Origin of the sequence: Maribacter sp. 6B07 (assembly GCF_002700155.1) — a bacterium.
GTDB classification, from domain to species: domain Bacteria; phylum Bacteroidota; class Bacteroidia; order Flavobacteriales; family Flavobacteriaceae; genus Maribacter; species Maribacter dokdonensis.
Window position 1 is genome coordinate 16929 of the sequence record NZ_PDUT01000002.1, and the last position, 19770, is coordinate 36698.

Annotated in this window: 14 protein-coding genes; 1 reads left to right on the top strand and 13 read right to left on the bottom strand. The window is 36.2% G+C overall.

The annotated features are described in order from the left end of the window. Positions 1-17: 17 nt before the first annotated feature. Positions 18-1586, top strand: a complete 1569-nt coding sequence (gene rny, locus CSC80_RS09905) for a ribonuclease Y (protein WP_099192286.1) — start codon at positions 18-20, stop codon at positions 1584-1586. A gap of 98 nt (positions 1587-1684) precedes the next feature. On the opposite strand, the gene CSC80_RS09910 is transcribed toward rny, so the two are convergent. The 13 genes from CSC80_RS09910 to CSC80_RS09970 form a co-directional block, all read right to left on the bottom strand. Beyond that, positions 1685-2899, bottom strand: coding sequence for a GAF domain-containing sensor histidine kinase (locus CSC80_RS09910; protein WP_099191510.1), 1215 nt, complete (start codon positions 2897-2899; stop codon positions 1685-1687). A gap of 104 nt (positions 2900-3003) precedes the next feature. Next, complete coding sequence (locus CSC80_RS09915) at positions 3004-5022, bottom strand: DUF349 domain-containing protein (protein WP_099191511.1); 2019 nt, start codon at positions 5020-5022, stop codon at positions 3004-3006. 147 nt (positions 5023-5169) lie between these two features. Further along, entirely contained in the window at positions 5170-5922 is a 753-nt protein-coding gene (locus CSC80_RS09920; protein ID WP_099191513.1) for a shikimate dehydrogenase, read from the bottom strand. Then, positions 5894-6913: a DUF368 domain-containing protein gene (locus tag CSC80_RS09925; protein ID WP_099191515.1), complete on the bottom strand. Its 1020-nt coding sequence runs from the start codon at positions 6911-6913 to the stop codon at positions 5894-5896. Before CSC80_RS09925 ends, CSC80_RS09920 begins: the two co-directional genes overlap by 29 nt. Positions 6914-6926: 13 nt before the next feature. Beyond that, positions 6927-7841 (bottom strand): DUF368 domain-containing protein, encoded by a 915-nt coding sequence (locus CSC80_RS09930; protein WP_099191517.1) that lies wholly within the window; start codon positions 7839-7841, stop codon positions 6927-6929. A 17-nt stretch (positions 7842-7858) separates the two neighbouring features. Next, on the bottom strand, positions 7859-9262 hold the full coding sequence (locus CSC80_RS09935; protein ID WP_058103363.1) for a tetratricopeptide repeat protein: 1404 nt from the start codon (positions 9260-9262) through the stop codon (positions 7859-7861). Positions 9263-9366: 104 nt separating this feature from the next. Beyond that, a complete protein-coding gene (locus CSC80_RS09940) occupies positions 9367-10542 on the bottom strand; it encodes an aspartate aminotransferase family protein (RefSeq protein ID WP_099191520.1) in 1176 nt (391 codons plus the stop codon). A gap of 9 nt (positions 10543-10551) precedes the next feature. After that, positions 10552-12228, bottom strand: coding sequence for an OstA-like protein (locus CSC80_RS09945; RefSeq protein WP_180268618.1), 1677 nt, complete (start codon positions 12226-12228; stop codon positions 10552-10554). Positions 12229-12395: 167 nt separating this feature from the next. Beyond that, positions 12396-13238: a sugar phosphate isomerase/epimerase gene (locus CSC80_RS09950; protein WP_099191523.1), complete on the bottom strand. Its 843-nt coding sequence runs from the start codon at positions 13236-13238 to the stop codon at positions 12396-12398. Positions 13239-13241: 3 nt separating this feature from the next. Beyond that, entirely contained in the window at positions 13242-14225 is a 984-nt protein-coding gene (locus CSC80_RS09955) for a ThuA domain-containing protein (protein ID WP_099191527.1), read from the bottom strand. Between the two features lie 20 nt (positions 14226-14245). Further along, a complete protein-coding gene (locus tag CSC80_RS09960) occupies positions 14246-17404 on the bottom strand; it encodes a PVC-type heme-binding CxxCH protein (protein ID WP_099191530.1) in 3159 nt (1052 codons plus the stop codon). An 86-nt stretch (positions 17405-17490) separates the two neighbouring features. Beyond that, positions 17491-18927, bottom strand: coding sequence for a Gfo/Idh/MocA family oxidoreductase (locus CSC80_RS09965; RefSeq protein WP_099192290.1), 1437 nt, complete (start codon positions 18925-18927; stop codon positions 17491-17493). Positions 18928-18938: 11 nt separating this feature from the next. Beyond that, positions 18939-19736 carry a DUF1080 domain-containing protein gene (locus tag CSC80_RS09970; protein WP_099191532.1) on the bottom strand — a complete coding sequence of 266 codons (798 nt, stop codon included), beginning with the start codon at positions 19734-19736 and terminating at the stop codon, positions 18939-18941. Positions 19737-19770 lie beyond the last annotated feature (34 nt).

Consider the following 19770-nt stretch of genomic DNA (forward strand, 5'->3'; position numbering starts at 1 on the left):
TATTAATAAATTACACTATGGATAGTACAATGATAGTTATAGCCGCAATAGTTGGGCTGGCAGTAGGTTTTGCGATTGCAAAATTTTTGGAAAAAGGGAAGGCCTCTAAAACCATAATCAATGCTAAAAAAGATGCTGAACGCATTTTAAAGGACGCTAATGCAGAAGGTGAAAGTGTCAAAAAAGAAAAAATATTACAGGCAAAGGAAAAGTTTTTAGAATTAAAGGCCGAGCATGAAAAAGTTATCAATACTAAGGATAAGAAAATCAATGATGCCGAAAAGAGAACTAGAGACAAAGAATCTCAAGTAAGTAGTGAGCTTGCTAAAAATAAGAGCATGAATGCTCAATTAGACAATAAGCTGAAAGAGGTTGAACAAAAAAGACAACTTTTTGAAAAGCGTCATGAGGAGTTGGATAAAATGCATAAAAGCCAAATTCAGCAACTAGAAGTTATTTCTGGTCTATCTGCGGATGAAGCAAAAAATCAACTAGTAGAAAGCTTAAAGGAAACAGCCAAAACAGATGCAATGGCCTTTATACAGTCTACTGTTGAAGAGTCTAAACTTACCGCACAGCAAGAGGCTCGTAAAATCATTATCAATACTATTCAAAGAATAGGTACGGAAGAAGCTGTTGAAAACTGTGTGTCTGTATTCAATATAGAATCAGATGATGTAAAGGGGCGTATCATTGGTAGAGAGGGTAGAAATATTAGAGCTTTAGAGGCAGCTACTGGTGTAGAGATCATTGTGGATGATACACCTGAGGCAATTATACTTTCTTGTTTTGATTCGGTTAGAAGAGAGGTCGCAAGACTTTCGCTTCATAAACTGGTTACCGATGGTAGAATTCATCCGGCAAGAATTGAGGAAATCGTTAAGAAGACCGAAAAGCAGATAGAAGCGGAAATTGTTGAAATAGGAAAGCGTACCGTTATAGATTTAGGTATTCATGGTCTTCACCCAGAGCTTATTCGTGCAGTGGGTAGAATGAAGTATAGATCGTCTTACGGCCAGAACTTGTTACAGCATTCAAGAGAAGTTGCAAAACTTTGTGGTGTAATGGCATCTGAACTAGGCTTGAATCCTAAAATTGCCAAACGAGCCGGACTTTTACATGATATTGGAAAAGTACCTAATACTGAAAATGAAGTGGAAACTCCACACGCTATCTTAGGTATGCAATGGGCAGAAAAATTTGGTGAGAAACCAGAAGTTTGCAATGCCATTGGAGCACACCATGATGAAATAGAAATGAAGACATTGATTGCGCCTATAGTACAGGTTTGTGATGCCATAAGCGGAGCAAGACCAGGAGCTAGAAGACAAGTGTTAGATTCATATATTCAACGTTTAAAGGATCTAGAAGAAATTGCCTTTGGGTTTAGTGGTGTTCAAAAAGCATATGCTATACAGGCAGGTAGAGAGCTTCGTGTAATTGTTGAAAGTGAAAAAGTAAACGATGATAGAGCTGCTCAACTGTCCTTTGAAATTTCTCAAAAAATACAAACGGATATGACCTATCCAGGTCAAGTGAAAGTAACGGTCATAAGGGAAACACGTGCGGTTAATGTTGCTAAATAATCGTTATTGACTTATCATATGAAAGCCTCTAGTATAGAGGCTTTTTTTATGCGTGCTAAAATAAATTTTATGATGGTTTAAATTTGTACCTGATATATTTATAATGCATGAAACTTAGCAAGTGAAAAACTAAAAAACACGCCTTCTTTATTATTTTCACGGTTATTTATCCTAATTTGTCCACCCAGTTTCTCTATTAATGTTTTAATAGTTGTTAGACCAATACCCGTATCCTTAGCATCATCTGTGCCTAGTTTTTCAAAAAGTCCAAATACTTTTTTCCAATATTTTTCTGCTATTCCGGGTCCATTGTCTTCATAAGTGAAGTAATAAAAATCTTGGTCTTCATTAAATGTTACTATGATTTCTGTAGAAGGGGAGTTGGCGAATTTTAGACTGTTGGAAAATAAATCCCTAAATATTTGATCAAAACTATTTAAAGATTGGTTAATAATTTGATCACAATTGATCAGTTGTAACTTTACGTTATGGATATCTGAGTGCTTATGAAGTACTTGTTGTAACTCTTTTGTTACGTTAAACTTTTCTAATTTTATTTCAGCATTGGTTATAGAATTATAGTTGATTATACCGTTGATCAATGCCTCCATATACTCAACCCTGTTATCTATAGTGCCTAGATAGCTTGGTATTTCGGTATCTTTAAGTAAATCATCATAATCTTCATTGATAAAGGCTACCATAGAACTTATGCCAAGTAATGGTGTTTTCATATCATGGGCTAGTCGGTATGATAAATGTTTTAACTGGTCATTCTTTATACGTAATTCTTCATTAATTAGTTTTTGTTGAATGTTCTGCTTTCGTAGCTCTAACTGTGCTATTACCTGGTCAGCTAGATCTTTTAAGCAAGCTTGTTGCTTTTCTGTAAAAGCTTGTCTTGGTTTGGTATCTATAACGCAAAGCGTTCCAATAGAAGCTCCCTCTTTAGTGTTCAACGGAGCACCTGCATAGAACTGGACCGTAGGTCCGCCGGTTACCAGAGGATTGTCATAGAACCTTTCATCTTTATTGGCATCATTTACGATTAATAAGGAATCTGGGGAATTAATGGCATGAGCACAAAAAGCAAGTTCCCTTGGTGTTTCGGTGGCGTCAATACCATGATGCGATTTAAACCACTGCCTATCTTTGTCAACTAAAGATACAAGTGCCATGGGTGTATCACATATTTCAGCAGCAATGCGTGTTATAGCATCATATTCTTTTTCTTCCAATGTGTCTAAAACATTGAAACTATTTAAAACCTCTAATCTAGTTTGTTCGTTTTTTGGTATTTCTGGTTTTACCATTTTTTTGGATATAACATATTACCTAACATTATACTTGTAGGTTTTTTCTTACTTGTTAACGATTGAATTATTAAAATGTTATATCTACAAGAACTTAAAAATACTTATTCGTCTGTTTGGGCTTCATCAGTAGATTCCCCTTCATCATCTTCTTTAAGTAGATTGTTTTTTAAAATATTTAGCTTTTTAAGTTTTGCTTTCCACGCAGCTAAAGATTCTTTGTGTTGGTTTACTCTTTTTATGACATCTTGTACTAAAGGATTGCTTTCAGAAGCATTTGAGAAAAATTGTAGATTATTCTCTAACTGTCTAATCTCATCTTTGCTTTCGTCGATCTTCTTTCTGATAAACGTACGCTCATTTTGTATAGCACGTTCTTGATTGTCATTATCAGCAAGCTGTTGAATTTTGTTTCCATATTTCAATAACTCCGACTCTTGCTTGCTCACTCCGCATTTTTGATAGAGAGCGTCAATTATTTTATCGAATTTTTGGTTAATGTTTTTCTTTTTAAATGGAACTCTACCATAACCTTTCCATTCTTCAGAAAACTTTTTGATGTCATTAAGATCTTTAGACTTGTCGCCACTTAATTCAAAAGATTTAAGGCGGTCCATTAAAGCTTCTTTTTGCTTTAGATTTGCTTCTTCTTCTTTAAAAGCATCATTTTTTAGGGCATTTAATCTATCAAAATAGTGATTACAGGCCGTTTTAAATTCTTTCCATAATTTATCTGAATACTTTCTAGGTACATGGCCAATTTTTTTCCATTGTCCTTGAATTCGTTTCATTTCAGAAGTAGTAGCATCCCAATTTTCACTATCCTTTAATGATATCGCTATTTCTAATAATGCTCTTTTTTTATCTAAATTTTCTTGCTGCTCCTTTTTAAGGTTTTTGTAAAATGCGTTTTTATGCTGATTAAACTCTCTTACAGCGGCCTTAAAACTGTTCCATGTTTTAGAGTTTACTTTTTGTGGTACTTGTCCGGCCGTGAAAAATGCTTCTCTAAGTTCTTCTAACTTTTTAATCTGTTGTTGAAGCTTACCGTGATTGTCCGATACATTTTCGGTAAGGGTATTTATTTCAGCAATAATGGCATGTTTACGCTCTAGATTGTCTTCTTTTACTTTGTCAAGATTTTTAAAATAGTCTTGGCGTCTTTCATGTATAATTTTTGTGGCAGCACTAAAACGATCCCAAATTTCTTCTCTGTGATCTTTTCCTACCGGACCTAAATCTTCTTTCCAAATTTTATGCAGCACTTGTAATTCTCTGAAAGCCCTATTTAGATCTGGTTCTTTGGCAAGTTCTTCCGCTCTAGCAACGATCTTACTTTTTTCTTCAAGATTATGCTTAAAATCTAAATCTCTTAAATCTCTATTTATGTTAAGAAAGTCGTAGAATATTTCAATATGGTGATGGTAGGTTTTCCATACATTATTGTAATCTGCACGAGGTATAGGACCGGCATGACGCCATTTTGCTTGTATATCTTTAAAGTTGTTATACGTTGTGTTTATATCTTCTTCTACATTGACCAATGCCTTTAATTGCTCAATTAGATCTAACCTGTACGCTAGATTTTCTTTGTGACTTTTTTCTAGGCTTTTGTAGTATTGATTACGCTTTTCTCTATACTCTGTATATACTTCATTGAATTGTCTTTTGTCTACGGAATTGTATCTAAAATCAATTTCATTGCCGCCATTCGCGATAAATTCTTCTTTCTTTTCCTCAATAAATTCATCAAATTTCTGATTGAATTCATCTTTGATATTATCAACATGCTTTCTTATGGCCTGAACTTTTTCATGCTTTACCAATCGCTGTAGTTCTCCAACTAAGTTTTCCATGTTCATTTCATGGTAGTCTGGCATAGGAATTTCGTGTCTCTTTTCTGTATCACTATCTTCTGCATCTTCAGCGTTAGAATCGTCAATTTCGTTCATGACGTCAGTTTCTACGGCAGATTCATTTGATTCAGGTACATTTTCTTCAGGTTGCGCTGTTGAATTTGTACTGTCATCAACAGTTTCTTCTACCTTGCTTTCAATTGCTTGGGCAGTAGTTTTTTCTTCCGTTGAATTTTCTTGTAGCTTTTGTTGTTTATCCTCAGACATAATCCTATGTTATATGCTTACAAGATAGTAACAACCCTAGTACTGGCAAAGAATTGATTACTCTTTTTAAATCTATTGCAAAACCCAATTTGATAGGAAATTTCAATAAATAAGGTCTTAAGATGGTTGGTGAAGTGAATAGGGTACTTATTTATTCCAGATTTCCCAAGATTTTTCAGCTTGATATTCTAGCATGTTGTAACCATTACAAATGGTAGCCCCATTTGTTTTACCGGCTTTTAAGAATGCTGTTTCTTCGGGATTGTAAATGAGATCGAACAGCAAATGTTTTTGGTTGATTTTTCTGTAGGGGATATTTGGTTTTTTTTCAATGTCGGGAAATGTGCCTACGGGAGAACAATTAATGATCAACGTATGTTCTTCTATAATATCATCCGTCAATTCATCATAGGTGAATCCATTATTTTTACCACTTCTGGAGACAAAAGAATAGGTGATATCTAATTCTTCAAGAACGTAGGCTATAGCTTTAGAAGCCCCGCCCGTACCTAAAATCAATCCTTTTTGATGGTGTTTTTTTAAATGTGGTTCCAGTGATTTTTTAAATCCATATGCATCTGTATTAAAGCCTTTAAGACCTTCTTTACTGACTTTTATGGTGTTCACTGCACCGATTTTTTTAGCCGCGGCATCAATGTCGTTTAAAAAATCCATGACCTCTTCTTTGTATGGTATGGTAACGTTCAGCCCTTTTACATTTTTAGTATTCTTGAAGATTGCTGGAAAATCTGAAATTGATGATAAGTCAAAGTTTTGATAGACATGGTCATTTAAGCCCATTTCTTCAAATTTCTTTTTAAAATACCCTCTTGAAAATGAATAGGAAATATTTTTTCCTATTAAGCCATAATTAGCTTTCTGTTCTTCTGTTTTTTCCATACCAATCTAAAAGTAGCAAAATACTAATACCGATTATTATAAAGAAAATCGCGATCCAATTTTCTACAATGGTCAAATTCGGAAGAAAACGCTCATAATTCATAATTATTTGCTTTCCATTAGAATCTAATATGAGGTTTCCGTCAAAATCTGTTTTGTAAATTGTCTTTTTCCATGGCCAGACCACGCCTAATGAACCTGTTATAAAGCCAAGAATTGTTGCCGTGGTTACATGCTTATAATGTTTTAATACATAAGTCAATAAGTGTGATAAGGTTACAAGACCGGTTGCAGACCCCAAAGTAAAGACAGCAAGTATTTTTAATGTATGTAAACGCTCCGTATTGTTCGTAAAACTAAAATCACCGACCAGTAATTCTGAAAATGTATCGTATAATGCGTTAACTGAATCTACTAATAACAATACGTAATTGCCTAGTAAGATTAAAATAAAAGAACCTGATAGACCGGGCAAGGTCATACCTGAAACACTGATCATGCCACATAGAAAAATAAATAGCAAATTGTCATTTTCTTTTGCCGGACTAAGAAAACTTATTGCTATGCCTACAGCTAGGCCAATGAACGCGGCGGTAAAGGTTTTCTTTTTCCAATAGTCGAAATCCTTACCTATATAATAGATGGATCCTAGTATCATGCCAAAGAATGTGGCCCAAACGTAGAGTTCCCGTTTCACTAGAAAATAATCTAACACTTTTGAAATGCTAAAATAACTTACCAGCATACCAAAAATAAGCAGTGTTAAGAATGAGCCGTTAATATAGCGGTAGAAACTTTTAAACCGGCCATTGACAAATAGCTTAAATGCTTTTGCATTTACTTTTTGTAAAGAATAAATAAATTCTTCGTAAAAACCACCTACGAAAGCAACTATACCACCCGATACGCCAGGAACCTTATTGGCGGCGCCCATACAAAGTCCTTTAACAACCAAGAAAAATTTATCGGTAAAGGTACGGGGTGTGTTCATGTAGGTTATCGCATTACTTCTTTGAAGCGGATTTTTCCAATATAAAAATAAGGGAAAAACCGATGATAGCAGCTACGATGGCAAAAGTTAATTGATTGTCACCTTGAAAAGCAAAAGGTGAAATATTTTCATCAATTATGATTTCTTTTTTTCCAATTTGAATAATTTCTATGATGTTTTTCCAAGGCCATATTTTATTTAAAGAACCTAAAATAAAACCAGTTAACACCGCAAGTGTGGCATCTTTATAATTGGTAAACATCCATTTTAAGATTCTGGCAAAACTTAAAATACCAAAAGCAGCACCAAAAGCGAATGTAATAATAACGCCAAAATCTTTTTCATTGACAGCTTCTAAAACAGTTCTGTAAGACCCAAGTAATACTAGAATAAAGGATCCGGAAATACCGGGTAAAACCATTGCGCAAATAGCAATAGCCCCAGATAGGAAAATAAAGGGCAAGCTACCAGAACTTGCAGAAGGGGGTAGGGTCGTAATATAAAATGCACTTGCAGTTCCAACAATAAATAGTACAATGGCAAGTATATTCCATTTTTTAATGGATTTTGCAACGAATATAACGCTTGCTAAAACCAATCCAAAGAAGAAAGACCAAGTAGGTATAGGGTGCTCTTCTAAAAGCCAGGCAATTATTTTTGATAAAGAGAAAATACTGATCATCATACCTATGAACAAGGCCAAAAGAAAGTTGCCGTTCAATTTCTCCCAAAACCTTTTAAAGCCTTCTTCCTTTAAAACCTTTAGAGTAGTTAGGTTGACGTTGTTGATAGAGGTGATGAACTCTTCGTAAATACCTGTAACAAAAGCTATTGTGCCTCCAGATACCCCAGGTACCAGTTCGGCAATGCCCATTGCCATTCCTTTTAAAGAAATTACGGTATAATCTTTAAGTTTTCTATTTTCCATATGGTGTAGAACCTTTTCTACTTGGTTTTATTGTATTTTTTTACAATTTCCTGGGTCCATTCAGATTTGCCATATTGAGGAAAATTCTCAGTGAACAGATGAAGTTTTTTCTGTTTTATATCAATCTTTAAAGCATCCATTAGCATAATTCGTGCGTTTATAGGATCATTTGCCAATAGTAGATAACCTACAGATCTATATAACAATTTTAAACTTTCAGGGTAAAATTCCCTTCCTTGGGAAAGTATTTGAACAGCAGCTTCGGTTTCACCGTTGATTCTTACGACCTCTGCCCATTTTAGCCAAGTATCCAATTCGTAATTTCCTAAATCTACGGCTTGTTTAAAAGCAAAGTCAGCTTGGTCATAATTCTCTAGCGCCATGTGTATTTTAGCACATTTTTTCCAATACTGTGGGTTTTCACCATCTATATTCAACGCTTTGTTAATATAGAATACCGCTTTTTCAAAATCCCTTTTATTGTAGTACAAATTGGTGATGGCCAACCAGCCTTTGTCCAATAAAGGGTCTTCGTGTACCGTTTGGTAGAAATAATACTTGGCCATATCAGTATCCTTTAATTTTTCATAGCATTTTCCTATTCTTAAAAATGCATGTGAGGTTGGATCTTCAATGGATATGGTAGTTTCGTAGTTTTCTATAGCTTCTTTATATCTGCCTAGTTTTTCAAGAACTTTGCCTTTTTCAAAATAAGCCCCAATAAAGGTATCGTCTGAAATAATGGCAAAATCATATGCGGTCAAAGCTTCACTATACATTTCTTTATAGTAATACTGTTTGCCCAATTGGTGCCAAGCAACTTCACAATATGGATTTTTTTCTAAATACCCATTTAAATATACAATGGCACCTTCATAGTCTTCTAAGAATTCAAAACAATATACTACATTATATAGCGATGAATAATCTTGCTCATCGAACTCTACACATTTCATGAAGCTTTCTTTGGCGCTATCAAAGTTGTCCATAAATAAATACTCCATGCCCAAAAGGCTATACACATCAAAACTGTTATTGGTAATACTAAGCGCTTTTTGCAAAAGCTCTATTGCACCTTCATGATTATCCAATTTGGATAAAATATTGGCACGTTGAATATAAATTTCTTCGTTATGATTGTCAAGTAACTGCAATTCATCTAAAAGGGCTTCAGCCTTTTCCATTTGGTTTTCAAAAACCATCACCTCTACTTGAAGTAACTTAAGTTCAATAGAACCCGGATGTTGTTGCAGCCCAATTTTTATCCCCTTTTTAGCCAAGGAAATTTTACCATGGTTTAAATAGTGGTGTATAATATCTTCAAAATCTTCGGCATCAAAGAAGTAGACATCATCTGTCTTTAACATTGATTCAAATTTCGTAATTGGCTTGTCCGGTCTCTCGTTAGATTCTAACGCCATAGGCACTATTTAGTTTTACAAGATATATTAAAAGTAAGTGTTTGTAAGGGCTTTCAGCCATTGTGCCAATCTATATTATTAACAAATTAGTTAACAACATTGATTTACATAGCGTTGAGTAGCGCTAAAATAATGGCACATCCTTCTCTAATTTCCAATTCTGATATCGTCAATGGTGGAGAAATACGTACGGCCCTATTTTCAAACAATAGCCAAAATAGAATCAAATTTTTATCCTTGGCTCTTAGTACTAGTTCATTGGCCGTTTCCGGTGAATCCATAATTAGGGCCAGCATGAGACCTTTGCCTCTGACCTCTTTTATCTTTGGATGTTTTAAAAGTTCTTTAAAGAGTTGTTCTTTTTTTAACGTGTCTGCTATTAACGAAGAATTCAGCAATACGTTCAGTGTAGCTAAGCTAGATGCCGCAATTACTGGATTGCCGCCAAAAGTAGTTATATGTCCCATTTTAGGATTATCACTTAGACTGTGCATAATCTCTTTGCTTGCTGTAAAGGCACCCACGGGAAGACCAGATGCCATTCCTTTTCCAATTACAAGTATATTTGGCACACAGTTGAAATGTTCAAATGCAAACAGCTTTCCCGTTCTGCCAAAACCAGGTTGTATTTCATCCAATATTAATAATGCACCAACAGCTGTACAACGATCCTTAACTTTTTTTAAATAATTGTTCTCCGGTAAAATAAAGCCGGCACCACCTTGTATGGTCTCCAATATGACACAGGCCGTTTTGGTAGTGATCTTTTCTAAATCTTTTTCGTTGTTGAATTTTATATGGTAAACATCGGGCAAGAGTGGTCGGAAAACACTTTTGCGTTCTTCAAAATCCATTAAACTTAGGCTGCCCATTGTATTGCCATGATATGCGGATTTTGCAGCAATAATTTCTGAGCGACCTGTATATCGCCGCGCCAATTTTAATGCTCCTTCAATAGCTTCCGTACCGGAGTTCACCAGATAAGTTACCTCTAAAGGTGCAGGCAATTGTTCGGCCAATAGCTTTGTGTAGTCGGTTGCCGGTGATTGTGCATACTCACCATACACCATAACATGCATGTATTTTTCAACTTGATGTTTAATGGCTTCCACTACTTTGGGGTGACAATGTCCAAGTGTACAAGCGGAAACACCCGCCACAAAATCTAAATGTGCATTACCTGCGGTATCATAAATATAACTGCCATTTGCGTATGATACCTCCATACCTAAAGGATACGGAGAGGTTTGTGCTTGGTATTTTAAAAAGTCCTTGTTCATGTGAAATATTTATTTCACCTTTTTAGGTTTTACAGATTTTTTGGGATCTGTTGCTTTGTCTTGCGCAGGTATGTTGTTGACAGGGTCAGATTCGTTTTGACTACGTTGCTGTTCTTCTGCATCAATATCAATGGGGTTGTCTATACCATTAATAACCACGAGTTTCAAGTTATTATCGTTTTCATCAAATATATCTTCCTTGGTTAGTATGCGCTCATCGCCACGCCATACAAATCCTTTTAATATTCTACTGTTTTCTGGTAAATCTTTTTCAGGGAAGATATCGCCATCTGGATCGGTGTAAAAGGTCAGATCTTCTATATCATTATCTACCATGGTGATTCTGATTTTACTGCAGACCGTTTTGTCAATTCCAATAAGTTCATCATCATCGTTATACATATAATATACTACCTCGGTATTTTGAACCAGATCAATTAGTTTTAGCTCGTTATCAATGAACTTGCCGAACAAATTAATTCCTTTAGCTTGATTGTAACCTGTCATGCTTACACTGTCTAAAGAAATTATAAAGGCGTTCTTTAGTACTTTTAAAGAATCTAGCTTTTCGGTTTCCAAGTTCGATTTTAAATGAATACTATCGCCTGTCATCTGGTTGGCACCGTTCCAAATAATGGGGTTTTTTATCAATTGAGTAATGCCTGTCTTTTCCTCGGAATGAATACTGTCGCACTTACCGCTCAAATCTGTTTTGTAAAATTTTGCATTTCTAAACGCTCTTAGAACACGATCTTCTGGTTTGCCGGTGACCATTAAGGTATCTCCATGTACATACAGCGAATCTCTTTCTTGAACAGAAATAGAAACAGCTCTTCTAGTTGCAAAGACAGAATCTTTAGCTTTGAAGACCTCTGCGTAATGGGCTCTGATAATACCTTTGTTAATAGTATCGGTTACGGTAATGTTATTGGTGGCCGAAGCAAACTCTTGAACTTTGTTGAAGTACACACTGTCACCTTCAATAATACGATTGTTATAATCTATACGCGTGTTTTTGATACCATAGCCGGTTTCTACCTTGGTGTCATAAAATCCTCTTTCACAATAAATTTTATACGTTTCTCCGTTTATGGTCGACGGTCCGTACATGTAAGCATTTTTAGAAGTTGTATAGTAATCTAGCTGTTCAGAATCTAAAGTGTATTCCGGGTTTTGAACATGAACACTATCTAAAAACTGATACTTTTTGAGTTCCATAAAATACTTGCCAATTTTACTGGTCAATGTATTTGCGGAATCAACTACAGTACCATTATCTTGATAAAATGCTTCTTGTTTTTCACGATCTAAGCGAAGGGTATCTGTTCTTAACGTCATGTCAGAATTAGTAAGAACTACATTACCCCAAGCCTTTGCCAGTTTTACATCGCCCAAATAGTTGATTTTTTTACTGGTCATTTTTATGGAGTCACCCTGTTTTAAAATGACATTGCCAATAGCTTCTAAACGGTTTTCTAATTGGTAGTAAATTGCTACATCGCACCACAAATCGGCACCTTGGTGTTCAAATTGTACTTGGCGTGTATCTTTACTGAATATAGAGGCGCCTGGGTATTCAGCTTCGTTTTTAGTGAAGTTGGCACCGTAAACAATATTAATTTGCTTGGGTTCTTCTTCATTGCCATCTTGCTGGGCAACACCAAAAAAAGAACAGGCAAAGAACAAAAGAACAACTGAATAAATCTTTTTCAACCTAAAAATTTTTTCAAAAATAGGATATTTTAAAAGAGCCTTACCATGGTTAAGATACTTTTGACATTTACTTGTGCAAAAGTGACTTTTATACAAAGCAATTTATACCGTGTTATTATTTAAAAAATCCAGGTCAGAAATTATATCATTTTTAAAACACCTCTTATGTAACCTACAGATTCTGACAGTCCATAAATGGCGTGGTTGGCGTCTTTTTCATATTCTATAGCAACAATACCGGCATAATTAATCTTCTTTAAAGTACTTAAAATGGCAGGTAAGTCTATTTTGCCGTGGCCTAAAATGGTTTTTTGACCTTTTTCTATTGGCGCATCTATATCCTTTATATGGACATCAAATAATTTATCTTGATATTTTATAAGTTCTTCTGCCGGGTCAAGTCCTAGCCTAAAAGTATGACCAACATCTATGCATAGACCTATTCTGGAATCTAAGCCCTTAATTTTTTCATAGACACTTTTTGGGGAGGGAAAAACTACATCCTCAGGACCGTGATTGTGTATGGCCAATTTGATACCCGTCTCTTTTACCTTTTGCTCTACCAATGGTAATAAATCATGTTCCGGTGCTCCAATAATCATAGGCAAACCTGCATTATCCGCATAATTAAAATAGGTTTCCACATCTTCAGGTGATTTCATATAAATGACCCCACCGCCATATAAATTGAGTCCCCTTGCAGTAACTTTTTCACGTATAAAGGTGAGTTCTTTCTTGTTTGCTTCGTATGGTAAATGAAAACTTTTAAACGCTACATCTTTTAACCCTAAGCGCTCCGTGATATCTATGAGTTCATCTAAGCTATATTTTCTAAGTGTATAGGAAGCCAATCCAATGTTAAGTTGATGATTGGTATTGTTTGCTGTTTTTTTACTGTTTGAGTTAGCTGTAAAAGATGCAGTACCTAGTGCCAAAGCTCCTAATCCACTGGTTTTGATGAAATTTTTTCGTGATAATGCCATACTTTAAAAATTGGTTAATGGTTTTTGATTCTTTTTAAATTTCTGCCCAAAACCCGAGTTGTTTGGTTCAAACGGCTCATCTAATGTAACATTTACTCCTTCCTTCGGGATCTTGTCCTCTTTGCCTAACGCCCAATAAATTCCGTTCATGGCAATTTTGCGCATTACGGGAAGTTTAAAATCATAAGGGTGACCAAGGGTAGTGAAGAATACTCTTGCAGGTTTGCCAGAAGTGCCAGTATAGCTTTTTGTCCAAGCAACGGGGTTGTCCAAAGAAAATTGATCTAGATTGCCATTCATTTCGTGTTGAGATTTGGTGGAATGCCCCATTAAAATAGGTTTACTATCGCCCTGCAATTTCCAATCTCCGCCATCAACATGGTATAACCATGAATATGATTCAAATTCAGAAAAGCCGTTTAAAATTGGATTATCACTTTTACCTTCTTTAATTGAAATATCCGTGACAGGAAATTTACCATCATCAAAGTGGCCATGGTGCGTAATCCATTGTTGCCCAAAAACTTTTGCGGGCCATTCTTCATTATATGTTGTTAAAGTAGAGTCATTATCATATTTAAATGCATGGGTAGTGGTTCTAAAACCCACAATTGGTTTGCCCGATTCTACATAATTGGTTATGTAATCTAGTTCTTTTTTAGGTAGGTTTCTAAAACGCATGAATACGACCATTAAATCAGCAGTTTTCAAAGCTTCTAATCCTTCAATATGGTCAGTTCTGTTGGGGTCAATAAATCCTGAGCTGTCAATAGAATAGGCAATTGAGACTTTTGCGCCTAATTCTCTCTTTGCTAATTTTGCCAACATAGGAAACGTTTCCTCTGACCTGTACTCTTCCTCGCCAGTGACAAAAACAATGTGTGGAGCTTTAATTTCTTCTGAAATGATTTCTTTTTTACTTTTTGTTTTTTCACCACAAGCTGTTAATATGGTCAAAATTAGTAATGTAGCATATTTAAATTTCATATGGTCTCTATTTTATTGTATCAGTTCATAGGATGCTCTTGTAACAACTCGTCTGCGGTATAGAACTTATTACGGTCTATAGTGGCTTCCCTAATTTCTTTTACCTTGTCCGGATCGATGACAGATGCTTTATTGCCAAATGAATTTCTAACATAAGTAAGTACAGCAGCAATTTCATCATCATTTAATAGCCCCTTGAAAGCCATCATGGGTACTTGACCTTTGTAATGGTTGCCCATGATATTCATTGGTCCATAAAGTCCGTGAAGGGCTAACTTTATCAATCTTTCTTCGTTGCCCAAAACCCATTCTTGCCCCACTAGTGTTGGGTAACCGGCTTTTTGTAATCCGGTACCGCTTTCTTGATGACAAGTTATACAGTAACCCTCGGTTTCATATATTTTTTTTCCTTTGGCAAAAATTTCTAAATCAGCACCCTTTAAATGTGATGCTAATAGTTCTTCTTTATTATTTTTCAGGAAGTTACCTGTTAATCTGGTTTCTGCAAAATTGAATGCATCGGTCATCCATTCATCTAGTGGATGTTGTTTTGCGACTTCTAGAATTTCCATTCCTTCAGATTTTGGTAACCATGATGCTGCTGTTATAGCTTCTAACCTAACTCTACCGTGGGAGTCATTTGCAGCACTCTTCAGTAATTCTTGTGCATTGTTCAATTGATGCCCCATATACCTTGTGACCCTAACTGCGGCAGATCGTACTCTGTGGTCGTTAGATTTTAACAATGACTCCAGTAATGGTTGGTCTACCTTGTTCATTCCCCAAGATACCCACAAACCCTCTAACCTATGATGTTCATAATTGGGGTCGTTCTTATCTAAGCTGGTAATCCAAATTTTTAAATAGTCCAATACCTCTGTCGCATTTCTTCCCCTTAATTCCCTACGGGTTCTATAACGAGTTCTATATTCTGGCAATTTTAAATTCTCAAAAAGTTGGGCTATTGTTGCGCCATCAATTTGTGCAGGTATTATCAAAGGTCTAGAAGGGTAAGTAATCCTATAAATTCTGCCGTGAACATGGTCACGTAATGGGTCACGGGCATTGTGTTGCATGTGTCCAATTAATACATTGTGCCAATCAACTAGATAAAGTGAACCATCTGGAGCAAATTCTAGCTCAACCGGTCTGAAATTAGGATCAGTGCTTGTTATTAAATCTTGTCGGTGTATGGTGGTATAACCCGTGCCATCTTCTAACATTCGGTGTTGTTTTAATCCTAGGAAGCCAATGGAATTAGCTAGTAACATATCGCCCTGTATTTCTTCCGGAAAGTGGCTACTTGAAACAAATTCCAGACCAGAAGTTGGTCTTACACGATGTGCTTCTTCAATCAACTCTTCCGTTAACGGTGATGATATTCCGTAGATGGGCTTTAAAGAACTGGGCATCATCCAATTTACTTTTGGACCAGAGGTATGCAAAAAGAAATCTTGCCCCCAATCATCAAAAGCAATACCCCACGGATTAGGAACAGGCACTTGCAAGGTTCGCTCCAAATGTTTACGCTGTGGATTATATCTATAAAACCCACCGTTGGTAGCACGGACCGGACCGTATGAGGTTTCTACGTTGGTATGAAGAAAGAGCCCCTCTGACATATAAAAAGCGCCAGAAGGGTCTGCACAAAAAGCAGAAATGGCATGATGGGTATCATGATCATCAAATCCGCTTAGTATAGTTTCTATCGTATCAGCTTTATCGTCACCATCAGTGTCTTTAAATAATTTTAGGGTAGTGCCTTGGCTTACATAAACACCTTCCGCAGAGAACTCAAATCCAATGGGTAAATGTAAGTTCTCGGCAAATACTGTTTCCTTATCCGCTTTGCCATTATTATCGGTATCTTCTAAAATAATAATCTTGTCGTTTGGCTTGGCATCGCCCGGTCTGTAATGTGGATAAGAGGGTAGGGTAGCAACCCATAAACGACCTTTGTTATCAAAGGAAATTTGTGCAGGATTTGCCAAATTGGTGAATTCCTTTTCCGAGGCAAACAATTCTACTTTATAGCCCTTTGGTACGGTCAATGTTTTTAGAGCTTCTTCTCCGTATTTGTAATGAATAGCATCTCCTTCGCTTAAATTATAATTGCTGGTTACTGGGGGCAATTTGCTTGTTAATGCATCTGCAGCTTTAAGGTTGTATGTATTTCCCTGTGCTGCCGCCCAGATAGCAGTATCTCTGATCGCTGTTAATTCTCTTGTTTTTCTTATTTCATACGGATAATTGTCTGGTCCGTAGGGTGCGTGTCTTCTGCCAAAAACATGCACACCATTGGGTATCTTATAATCATTGTGCCAATAGAAATTCTTTTCTAGAATAGCTTCTTTAATTGCTACTCTCTTATTTTCTTGTTTTACGGAAGTATTGCCGGTAAGTTGATCAGCTAAGAATTTGGCAAAAGTTTCATAGCCTACTTTATTCATTTGTGAGCCATCAATGGTGAAATCATCATTGGTATTTTTAAACCATTTTTTTGATGCTTCAAAAACGTTAATAAAAGGTATGTTGTTTGCTTTTGTAACTTCGCTCATTGCAGCAGTATATAAATTTAGATTCTTATTCTCTAATTGACCATTAGGGACATCTATATGGTCTGATAAGTCTTCAAAAGCAATAGGGGAAATCAATACCAATTGCGGTGCAGTGGTGCCATTATAGCGTTGTTTTAATGAATGCTTTATGAATGCATCTAATTCTTTTTTGTAATTATCTAAACCTTCAGCGCCTTCAAATGATTCATTGTAACCAAAAAAGGCCAGGACAATATCAGCTTTAAGACGAGTTAGCCATTCGTCTGGCGTTTCAAACTCTCCTTCACTTCCAGAATTTTGTGCAAGTTCTGTCTGAAAATTTTCTGCACCGGGAAAAGCCCATGGGGAAACGCGACCAGAATGTGGCCTAAAGCCTGGGGTGTCTCCGGCATCGCACATATTTCTTATAAAAAGCGAATCTGTAGGATATCGCAAATGAAATTCTGTTTCTAAGCTTCCATACTCCATCATTCTAGATCCCAAGTTATTTCCTATAAGGACAATTGAAGAATGCGGTTTTATGTCAATTATTGGAGGAGTACTTTCTTTACAGCTTTCAAGGATAAAAATGCCTATGAACAGTAGAATACATCTAAAGATGATATTAAAGATTTTTGACATTGATGAAAAGGTTGGTGGTGGTATGTTCTTTTAAAGATAGGTATAAAAAAACCACTCGAAAGTGGTTTTTTATGATATAATATTGATTAGAAGTTTCTATAATCGCCTTGTAAAAATGCATTTGCTTCTTCTTCGGCAAACTTGGCATTTTCACTATCCCAGTGCAAAACTTGGTTGGGGAATCTACCGGCAATGACACCTAATAATATAGTTTCCGTTAACCTTGATGCATACGAAAATGGTGCTGTAGTGGTATCTGTACCTAGACAAGCATCTACAAACTGATGATAATGTTTAGGACCTTCAGTATCATAATTACGAATTGGTTTGCCCATATTGTTCGCTTTTTCCACTGCTTCTATTTCTGCGGAAATGTCTACGTATTTACCGTCTACTATTTTTTTAGGTAGTTGCATAAAGTGAGGTAGCAATAACCTTCCTTTTTCTCCAATGAACATAGCACCTTGATCTGGTAGTGTGCCTTCATCTGCAGTTTTAGTGACTAAGGACATTTTATCTTCCATACTATCCTTGGAACTATCATCTTTGGCGACTATATTTTCCGCATCCGGTAAAATTAAATCTTCATGATCTTTTGGTGCACCGGGACCGTCGTACCAAACCCATTTTAATGTTTCTGTAGTAAATTCAGTTTGTGGAAACTCATAGGTTACTACATTGTTTTGAGGAAAGCCAAACCCATTAGGTTCCCTGCATTCATTTTTTATGGTTTTGGGTACTTGTAAAGCCAGTGCGTTATAAGGGGTGTCAAAAATATGAACTCCCATATCTCCCAATGTTCCACAACCATAATCAACTAGTTTTCTCCAATTTCCAGGGTGGTAAAATCCTTCTTTATATGGTCTCTCTGCTGAGGTGCCCAACCATAAATTCCAGTCTAATGAATCAGGAACAGGGTCAGAACCTGTAGGTTCAGGTCCGTCATAACCCCAATCTTTTGGGGACCATGCACGAACCGTGTGTACTTTACCTATAATACCAGATTGAATCAATAAGGTGGCAAGTTTATAGTCATAAAATGAATGAACCTGAATTCCCATTTGAGTGACCAATCCTTTTTCTTGAGCTAGTTTATTCATAGCCCTGGCCTCTGATACATAATGGGTGAGGGGTTTTTGACAATATACAGGTTTGTCCATTTCCATTGCCATCATAGAAGCGGGAGCATGTGTGTGATCAGGTGTAGATACAACTACTGCATCTATTTCATCACCCATTTCTTTCAACATTACTCTGTAATCTGTATACGTTTTTGCATTTGGGTGAAGTTCTTTTGCTGCAGCCAGATTGTTGGCGTCAACATCACAAAGTGCAGTGACATCCACTTTATTGTGAGATGAAATGGCTTTTAAGTCTTCTGCCCCCATATTACCTACACCAATATGAGCCGTGCGTAATCTGGACAGTTTTTTCACTTCTTTTTTACAAGACCAGAGTCCAGATGGTAATAATACAAATGTGGACAATGCCGCTGCGTTCTTTAAAAAGTCTCTTTTGTTCATTGGTGTGGTGGTTATAGTTTTTTGATTTTTATATTTCTGAACCAAATAGGGCTAGAATGATCTTGAAAACCGATATAGCCAGTTTTAAACTTGCCGTAATCTTCGCTGTTTTTCCATTTATCTGAATTCTTTTTTTCGTACCAGGCTTCATCCCATGGAACAAAAGAAACTACTTTTTTACCGTTCAACCAATGTTCTACCTGGTCTGGGGTGAAAATAATTCTTGTAGTATTCCATTCGCCCACAGGGTGCAGAATTTTCCCTTCAGGGTCTGCTGCGTGCATGGAATAATCAGATGCGGTCTGTTGTAATGGTTTTAGTTCTTCCGGGTTGTCAGTATACCCTAAACTTAAATTGTAATCTGTAAGGTCGTGAATGCTTGCGTAATTTTCGTCATCTATCAATTGGTACTCAGGGGCAACTTCCGGTGGACTATCATACCCTTCTTTTAAATGGTAGAAAATGCCACTATTACCTCCTTTTGGTAGTTTCCATTCTACGTAGAGTTCAAAATTGTCAAATTCTTCAGCTCCATATATAATATCTGTGCCGCCGGTGTAGTCTTGTTCCTTACCTAATTCGGTGTCAAATTGTAGTTCTCCGTCTTTTGCGATCCAGCCAGGTGGTAATTCTTTTCCGTTATAAGCTCGCCACCCTTTTGTAGATGTACCATCAAAAAGGGTGATCCATTCGTTTTCGGTTTGTTGTTGGGTAACGGTTTGTTCTTCAGCTTTGTCTTTTTTTTCTGTTTTACAAGCTATTGTCAATACAAGAAAAAAAAGCAAAGTTGAGCAGGTGGTTTTTTTCATTTTTTTGAGTTGTCGTTAAGTTGTTGTTGAATTG